At 40.1% G+C, this 6,926-nt stretch carries 5 protein-coding genes; 2 read left to right on the top strand and 3 right to left on the bottom strand.

The features are described from left to right. Positions 1-774 precede the first annotated feature (774 nt). Positions 775-1,422 carry a hypothetical protein gene (locus LI074_RS16365; protein WP_155513466.1) on the top strand — a complete coding sequence of 216 codons (648 nt, stop codon included), beginning with the start codon at positions 775-777 and terminating at the stop codon, positions 1,420-1,422. 138 nt (positions 1,423-1,560) lie between these two features. Here the strand turns inward: LI074_RS16365 and LI074_RS18245 are convergent, their stop codons facing one another. Then, positions 1,561-1,677, bottom strand: a complete 117-nt coding sequence (locus LI074_RS18245; protein WP_227219313.1) for a DUF6431 domain-containing protein — start codon at positions 1,675-1,677, stop codon at positions 1,561-1,563. Positions 1,678-2,304: 627 nt separating this feature from the next. Between LI074_RS18245 and LI074_RS16370 the strand changes: the two genes are divergently transcribed. Then, positions 2,305-4,656, top strand: coding sequence for an Ig-like domain-containing protein (locus LI074_RS16370; RefSeq protein WP_055060437.1), 2,352 nt, complete (start codon positions 2,305-2,307; stop codon positions 4,654-4,656). Between the two features lie 103 nt (positions 4,657-4,759). Here the strand turns inward: LI074_RS16370 and LI074_RS16375 are convergent, their stop codons facing one another. Together LI074_RS16375 and LI074_RS16380 are read right to left on the bottom strand one after the other, a co-directional pair. After that, complete coding sequence (locus tag LI074_RS16375) at positions 4,760-5,623, bottom strand: NifB/NifX family molybdenum-iron cluster-binding protein (protein WP_022380208.1); 864 nt, start codon at positions 5,621-5,623, stop codon at positions 4,760-4,762. Positions 5,624-5,695: 72 nt separating this feature from the next. After that, positions 5,696-6,664, bottom strand: coding sequence for an N-acetylmuramoyl-L-alanine amidase (locus LI074_RS16380; RefSeq protein ID WP_055060436.1), 969 nt, complete (start codon positions 6,662-6,664; stop codon positions 5,696-5,698). Positions 6,665-6,926 lie beyond the last annotated feature (262 nt).

A 6,926-nucleotide genomic window follows, 5' to 3' on the forward strand; every position in this document is an offset into this window, starting at 1 on the left:
CATGGGTAGTTGGAATGCATGCATTCAACAGAACATCCGAAGACGGAAAGAAAGTATTCAGCCCATGGTCAAATCTGAAAAAGGCTACTGTTAAGTAATCCTTTGGGTAAAGAAATATATAAATAAAGAAAAACTATTGCTAGACTCTTAAATGAGTCAAATACGGTACTTCCCCTAGATGAGGGGATCTAATAAACTAGAATCTAGGGGAGAAACTGTATTTATACGGCAATAGTTTTTCTTTTTTGGATTAATAATAAACGACCTAAAAGCAATAAAGAAAATCATTTCTTATTAGCTGTAAGTGATTATTCCGGGGGCTTCTGAGCCATCTGACCGGACTTTGAGAGCCACCATTCCAGAGAATGAGAGCCAGCCAAATTTTCTGATTTTGATTTAATAATAGTATCTGTCAGAAAAGCACTTATAAAGGCTGCTAACGCCCCGCTAATGCGGCTTCGGCCTTGACAAGCACTGTTCTGCCAAATAACCAATAATCAAGCAAAATCATAGTGGCTTTATGACTCCGGAAGGCTGGCTCTAAGATGATCGGACAGGCGGCTCTGCCGCACCGTAATATTCACTGTAAGGGATATTAATTATAAATATATTATAGTAGCGAAGTGATTAACGTGGTAGGCGAAAAGCTGTAATTAAATAGATACAAATTGACAGTACTTATATATCAAATATGGAAATAGAACCCCAGAGAACCTGGGAGAAAGGAATTAATCTAATCACTATTTAATGATGATTGGATTATACAAATTTATAATGGATTTAAAAAAATTAAAAGCTGAAGCTGAGTTTAATGCAAATTTAGTAACAGAAATAAACGCTTTAAGAAAAAAAGCACTTTCTAAATTTGATCATCTTTTTTCTTTAATAAATACGTATGATAATTTATGGAATACGAAATTTAAGAATTCTTATAGAAAACTTATTCAAGAATTTAAAACCTATATGAAAAAAAATGAATTTCAGTTATTTGATAAAAATATTGAAAGCCAAAATTCTATGTATGCTCAACCCACGGCAAAATACTATGACATGACTATATCATTAAAAGTAGAAGAAATTACAAAAAAAATATGTTTAACTCGTAATGATAAGTGTATTATAGAATTTAGACTTGATCTTCCTATTAAAGAACAAGATTATAAATATTTTCTGGATAATATAGTTGTTAATGGAAGAAAATTAAGTGATTTTGGAATATATAATAATATTGCTTATCAAGAATTTACAGAATCTTTTACTTCACCAAGCGACTTGAATGAATTAATAGAAATAATTGATAAAAAAATTAATTACGTCCAAAATGCAATAAATAATATACATCTTTATGATTTTTATATTCATACTTCAACAGGTGAAACTTTTGAAAAATTTGAAGATTTTTTTAAGAACCTCAAAGAATAGGCATTAGAGCCTAGAGAAATTGAACGCTCAGAGTCTGGCAGAAACAGGGATACCTTCTCATATAATTGCATTTATTGTAGTGCCAAGTAAGCAGACAAAATAATGCAAAAGATCTGACCACAAAAAAATCTATTTAACTCAAATGGTGCAAATTTCATCATATGGGGTAACCTGCCCATCCAGGACACCGGATATGACTTCAGTAGTGTAATGTTTGTATGGAATCAGAAAATCCGGCAGTTCCCGGTGAAGTATAGTGGTTCAGTTGTCAAGACAAAAATTTAAGCATTTTATAATGAACTGATATATGTAACTGGGTAGGGGAGAAAATCCCCCCTTAGGCTGCATGATTATCCAGTAACAGGATTGGATAATAGCAGGATGAGTAGGGTCTCCCGAGGTAAGACACTAATCTTTCGTTCCACAACCTCTTGATTTACAATTTCGGTTTACGTTTACCATTTGGGCTTCGATTTGTTTCGCAATCTTACCCACCTAATCGCCTGATCAAGTTTCTGTCCGTAGGCTCAAGAACTTTGCTACACCACTTCCTCCATCCATACCGTTACTGATACCGACTTGTGGTTCGCTACACTTGGCGGTAAATACCCGTGACTGGACTTGCCCCAGTAAGATTAGTGCCATGCTCGGCACACAAAAAGAAAACTCCGGTCATTGAGACCGGAGTCTTTCTTTATATCCGCTGAGCAGTTTCTGGCTGGCAATTTCACGCACTAAATCAACACAATCTGTCATAGACGTTGCAAAAGTTGTGTGCTATATTGATTATATAAGAATAATTCTTTCGATGTACCAGACCACTGATTGGTACAATGCAACTCCAACACAAAACCACCATTATTTCCAAGGAGGATTTGAAAAATGAAAAAGAAATTGTTAGCTTTATTACTGGCTTCTTCTATGGCTCTAATGAATGTTGCTCCTGCATATGGTACAGATATTTTTACTGACCCGGATAATGTGGCAAACGAAGATGTAATTTCTGTTCCTGAGGAGCTTGATAACAATGGAGAGTTCAATGACACTGAAGATGAGTTTACTTCGGAACAGACAGATGATGATTTCTTTTCGGATGAAAAGGAAATGCCTTCTGTTCAGGAGGGGGACACGTTGGTTGCAAATGCAGGTCAGGGAATAACAGCTGGTACTTCCACATATTCCTCAAAATCTTCCTTTGGCCGGAGAAAGGCTCTTTCCCAGCTTCAGGGTATGGGAATCAACAGCGGATCTTACAGCTGGAACTGGGCAAATCCTGAATATACTTCTTATTATACAGATGAGACAGGAAATCTTCACATTGTTGCCTGGAAAGATCAGACTTTATACGATGCCACCTGCAATTCCAATCTTAATGTTACCAATGTAACAACAGTAAAGCTTCCGCTTCCATTGTGGGGAGGATTCTATGCTGCACCGGACGGGAACTTTTATGTTGCAGCAGGACAGAAAAATCTGAATGAAGACAACAGCATAACTGCTGTCCGAATCCTTAAATACAGCCGTGCCTGGAAACTGCTTGGTGCAACGGACATTGGCGGCGGATACACAAATATGTTTGAAGGAATCTACATTCCTTTTGATGCTGCTTCCCTGCGCATGACCCAGATCGGTTCTACCCTGATCGTACACACAGGACGGGAAATGTATGGGATGGAAGGGATACATCATCAGAGTAATATCACTTTTGTCATTAACACGCAGGATATGACGCTTATTAATTCAGATATGCCTTATTGTAGCCATTCCTTTAATCAGTTTGTTGTAAATGACGGCTCTCATGTGTATTTTCTGGATCATGGGGATGCTTATTACAGAGGTCTGATCCTGTCCTCCTTCTCCGCATATTCCGGCGGATATATCGCTCAGGATCGTGCGGTAAATATCTTTCCTTTTATGGGAGCTACAGGTGATAATTATACCGGATGCGAGGTAACCGGATTTTCTCTGGCAGGAAATAATCTGATCACAGTAGGCAAGTCTGTTCCCCATGGTTTGGCTGTGAATGGACAGACCGGATATGAAAATCTTAACAAAAATATCTTTATGATAATTACAGATAAGAACAGTATGACTTCCAGATTTATCTGGCTCACTCAGTATTCACCATCAGGAGCAGAAATAACTCTGACAGAACCAAAGCTCATCCCTGTAGGAAATAATCAGTACGCAGTCCTTTTCTCAGAGGAAACCTCCAACCAGAGCGTTCTGCATTATCTCCTTATGGATATGTCCGGAAACGTAAAATTATCCAAGTTATACAAGAATGTAACGATCCAGACGGATTCACAGCCGATCTTATGGGGACGTAATATTGTATGGGTATCTGGAAATTATGATAACGGCAACTATGACAGTTCCCGCACATACCTGTATGAAATCCCCGTAGTGACAACTCCACTTAATGGAATTGCTCTGAACCAGACAAATCTGACAATTGACGAAGGAAATACACAAAAACTCACACCTTCCTTTACACCATCTAACTCTGATGATGTAAAAGATGTGGTCTGGACAAGCAGTAATCCTGGGGTTGCGTCTGTCTCAGAGGATGGAACCATTCAGGGGAACGGTTATGGTCAGGCAGTAATCACTGCTTCTGCCGGAGATTTTCAGACCCAGTGTCAGGTGACGGTAAAGGTATCTGAGAACAACACACCACTGACAAAACCTGTGCTGAAACTTTCCCAGAAAGCTGCGGATCAAATACATTTAACCTGGAAAAAGATTCCGGGTGCCAAAGGATACCAGATTTACTGCAAGACAGATTCCCGGTCTTCTTATAAGCGGATAAAAACTCTGAAAACAGGATCCCTCAGTTTTGATGCAGCTGTAGTACCGGGAGTAACCTATTCATTTAAAGTCCGTGCTTATGGAACCAACGCAAGTGGAAAAAACAAATATTCTAAATTTTCAGCGGTGAAATCAAGAAAAGCTGCTGTCCCGGCTCCATCTAAGGTTTCATGTAAAATGAGTAACGGTGGTACAGAGGTTTCCTGGACAAAAGTAGCCGGTGCTTCCGGATATGTGATTTACCGCAATGGTTCCGCTGCCAAAACAGTGAAGTCCTCTGTCTCAACCTGGAAAGACACAAAAGCTTATGATTCCCAGACAGGCATGTACTGGGTTTATAACTATTATGTAAAAGCTTTTAAGACAGTAAATGGTAAGCGAATATACAGTAAGCCCACAAAAACGATAAATCTTTACTCGTAAATTATAAAACTACAAAAAGCACTATCACTTTGGTAAATAAAGTATAAAACAGGGCAGTCTCATCGGCAAAATTTTTGCCGGGAGGCTGCCCTGAGTATTTGTCTTATTTCACTTCTACTAATTCAATCTTAAAGTTAAGTTCTTTTCCAGCCATTTCGTGGTTTGCATCAAATGTGATATTTTTCTCATCTTTAGCTGTTACTTTAACAGGGAATGGCTGACCGAACTGGTTTGACAGGTATACCTGCTGGCCAACTGTCAGGTCTTCGGAACCTGGGAGCTGGGCGATTTCCATAGTGAAGATAGCGTTTGGATCTGCCATACCGTATGCTTCTTCAGGCATAAGGTGAACATCAATGATCTGACCAACTTCCATGTCAGCTACAGCAGCATCAAACCCTCTGATCATCTGGCCTGCACCGCAGATGAATTCCAGCGGTTCGCCACGGTCGTAAGAGGAATCAAACTGTGTTCCGTCATTGAAAGTTCCTCTGTAATGTGTGCGGCAGGTTTTTCCTACATTGCGTCCTGTGAGCTGTGGCTGTGATCCGCCACATCCACCGCATCCGCCACCACAGCTGTCTCCACAGGAGTGTCCCTCCTCATGGCTACCACAGGAATGCCCTTCTTCATGATGGTGATGGTCGCAGTTGGCTCCGGAAGACACTAATTCGCCTTTTAAATAGCTTTCAACTGCCTGATCAGTATTTCCCTGGGCTCCGGCGCATAATTCGATTCCTGCCTCTGTGAGAGCTGTCTGAGCACCACCGCCGATACCACCGCAGATCAGAACATTTACACCCTGCTCAGCAAGCAGACCTGCAAGTGCACCATGTCCTGTACCGTTAGAACCGATCACTTCACTGGAAACTACTTTGTTGTCTTCCACTTCATAAACTTTAAAAGACTCTGTTTTTCCAAAATGCTGAAAAATCTCTCCATTATCATATGTTACTGCAATTTTCATTTGAAAAATCCTCCAAATTATTTTTTATACCCATTCAGTCCAGTATAAACTGTCTGCGACACAAAAGCAAGGCTATTTGATCAGGTAATTCTCAATTCCATTTGCAATTCCCCGTACCATTTTTTTCTGATAAGAACTCTGTTGCATACGGCGGTCTTCGGAAGGATTACTCATATATCCCATCTCGATAATCGTTGTCGGAACTTTGCTCCAGTTATTTCCGGTCATAGAGTCTGTTTCCCAGACGTATTCTTTTCTGCATCCTGTAGCTGACACATATGCATTGAGCACAGCCTCAGAAAGAGCTTTGTTTTTTCTGTACATAGATGAAATATAAGGACTGTTTCTGGTTGTACAGATAGTCAGTGCTCCACTGATAGAGGAATTATCACTTCCATTGGCATGGATACGGATATACGCATCCGCGTTTGCCTTATTTGCCACTTTTGCGCGGTCAATACAGCTGAGAGCTACTTTACTGTTGGTTCGGGTCATTATTACCTTAAAACCTCTTTTCTGAAGAAGGGTTCTTAGCTGAAGACCAATGCTCAGGTTGAGCTTATATTCCTCCACACCTGTAGCAACACCCTGGGTTCCGGACGTATCTTTCTCTTTCAGCTGGCTGGAATCAGGCCCAAGAGGTTCATAGCCACCGGCAACAACAGCAGAATGCCCCGGATCCAGTACAATAACAGGAGTCCAGACACCTTTACTGTTGATCTTTCGTCTATTTACAGTCTGATTGATACGCATTCTTCCAGTCTGTTTGCCAAAATATCTGAAACGATTATGAATACGGTGCCATCCTGTAAGCATGGTACCGTCTGCTGCAAAACAGTAATAATACTTGCCGATTTTGTGCAGGTCTGTCAGCTTTTTGCCATTCTTATAATAGTATTTTTTTCCACCGAAGGTTTTCCATCCGGTGAAAGTACTGCTGACAGATGCTGCCTGGACATCTGTAAAATTTACAGAAGGTAAGGCTGTGACCAGGAGAAGAATGCACAAGAGCCAGATAAAACATGATTTTCTTTTCTTCATACGTGACTTCCTTTCATATAGAGATGTTTTGAGTAATGGTTTTCTGTATGTTGATTATATCATGTAATTGTCTGGGAGTGTGGAAAAAAGTTCCTAAAAAGAAAGACTCCGGTCGCAATGACCGGGCCTTCTTTTTAGGAATCTGTATTAATTACCCAAATGGATTATTTAACAGTAGCCTTTTTCAGGTTTGACCATGGGCTGAAGACTTTCTTTCCGTCTTCGGATGTTCTGTTGAATGCATGCATTCCAACTACCCATG

It is taken from the genome of Blautia sp. MSK18_10 (genome assembly GCF_020553185.1).
Taxonomy (GTDB): Bacteria; Bacillota; Clostridia; order Lachnospirales; family Lachnospiraceae; genus Blautia_A; species Blautia_A wexlerae.

Bases quoted from the DNA above. Each gene is read 5' to 3' on its own strand.
- LI074_RS16365 (WP_155513466.1), top strand. From the start codon at position 775: ATGGATTTAAAAAAATTAAAAGCTGAAGCTGAGTTTAATGCAAATTTA.
- LI074_RS16370 (WP_055060437.1), top strand. From the start codon at position 2,305: ATGAAAAAGAAATTGTTAGCTTTATTACTGGCTTCTTCTATGGCTCTA.
- LI074_RS16375 (WP_022380208.1), bottom strand. From the start codon at position 5,623: ATGAAAATTGCAGTAACATATGATAATGGAGAGATTTTTCAGCATTTT.
- LI074_RS16380 (WP_055060436.1), bottom strand. From the start codon at position 6,664: ATGAAGAAAAGAAAATCATGTTTTATCTGGCTCTTGTGCATTCTTCTC.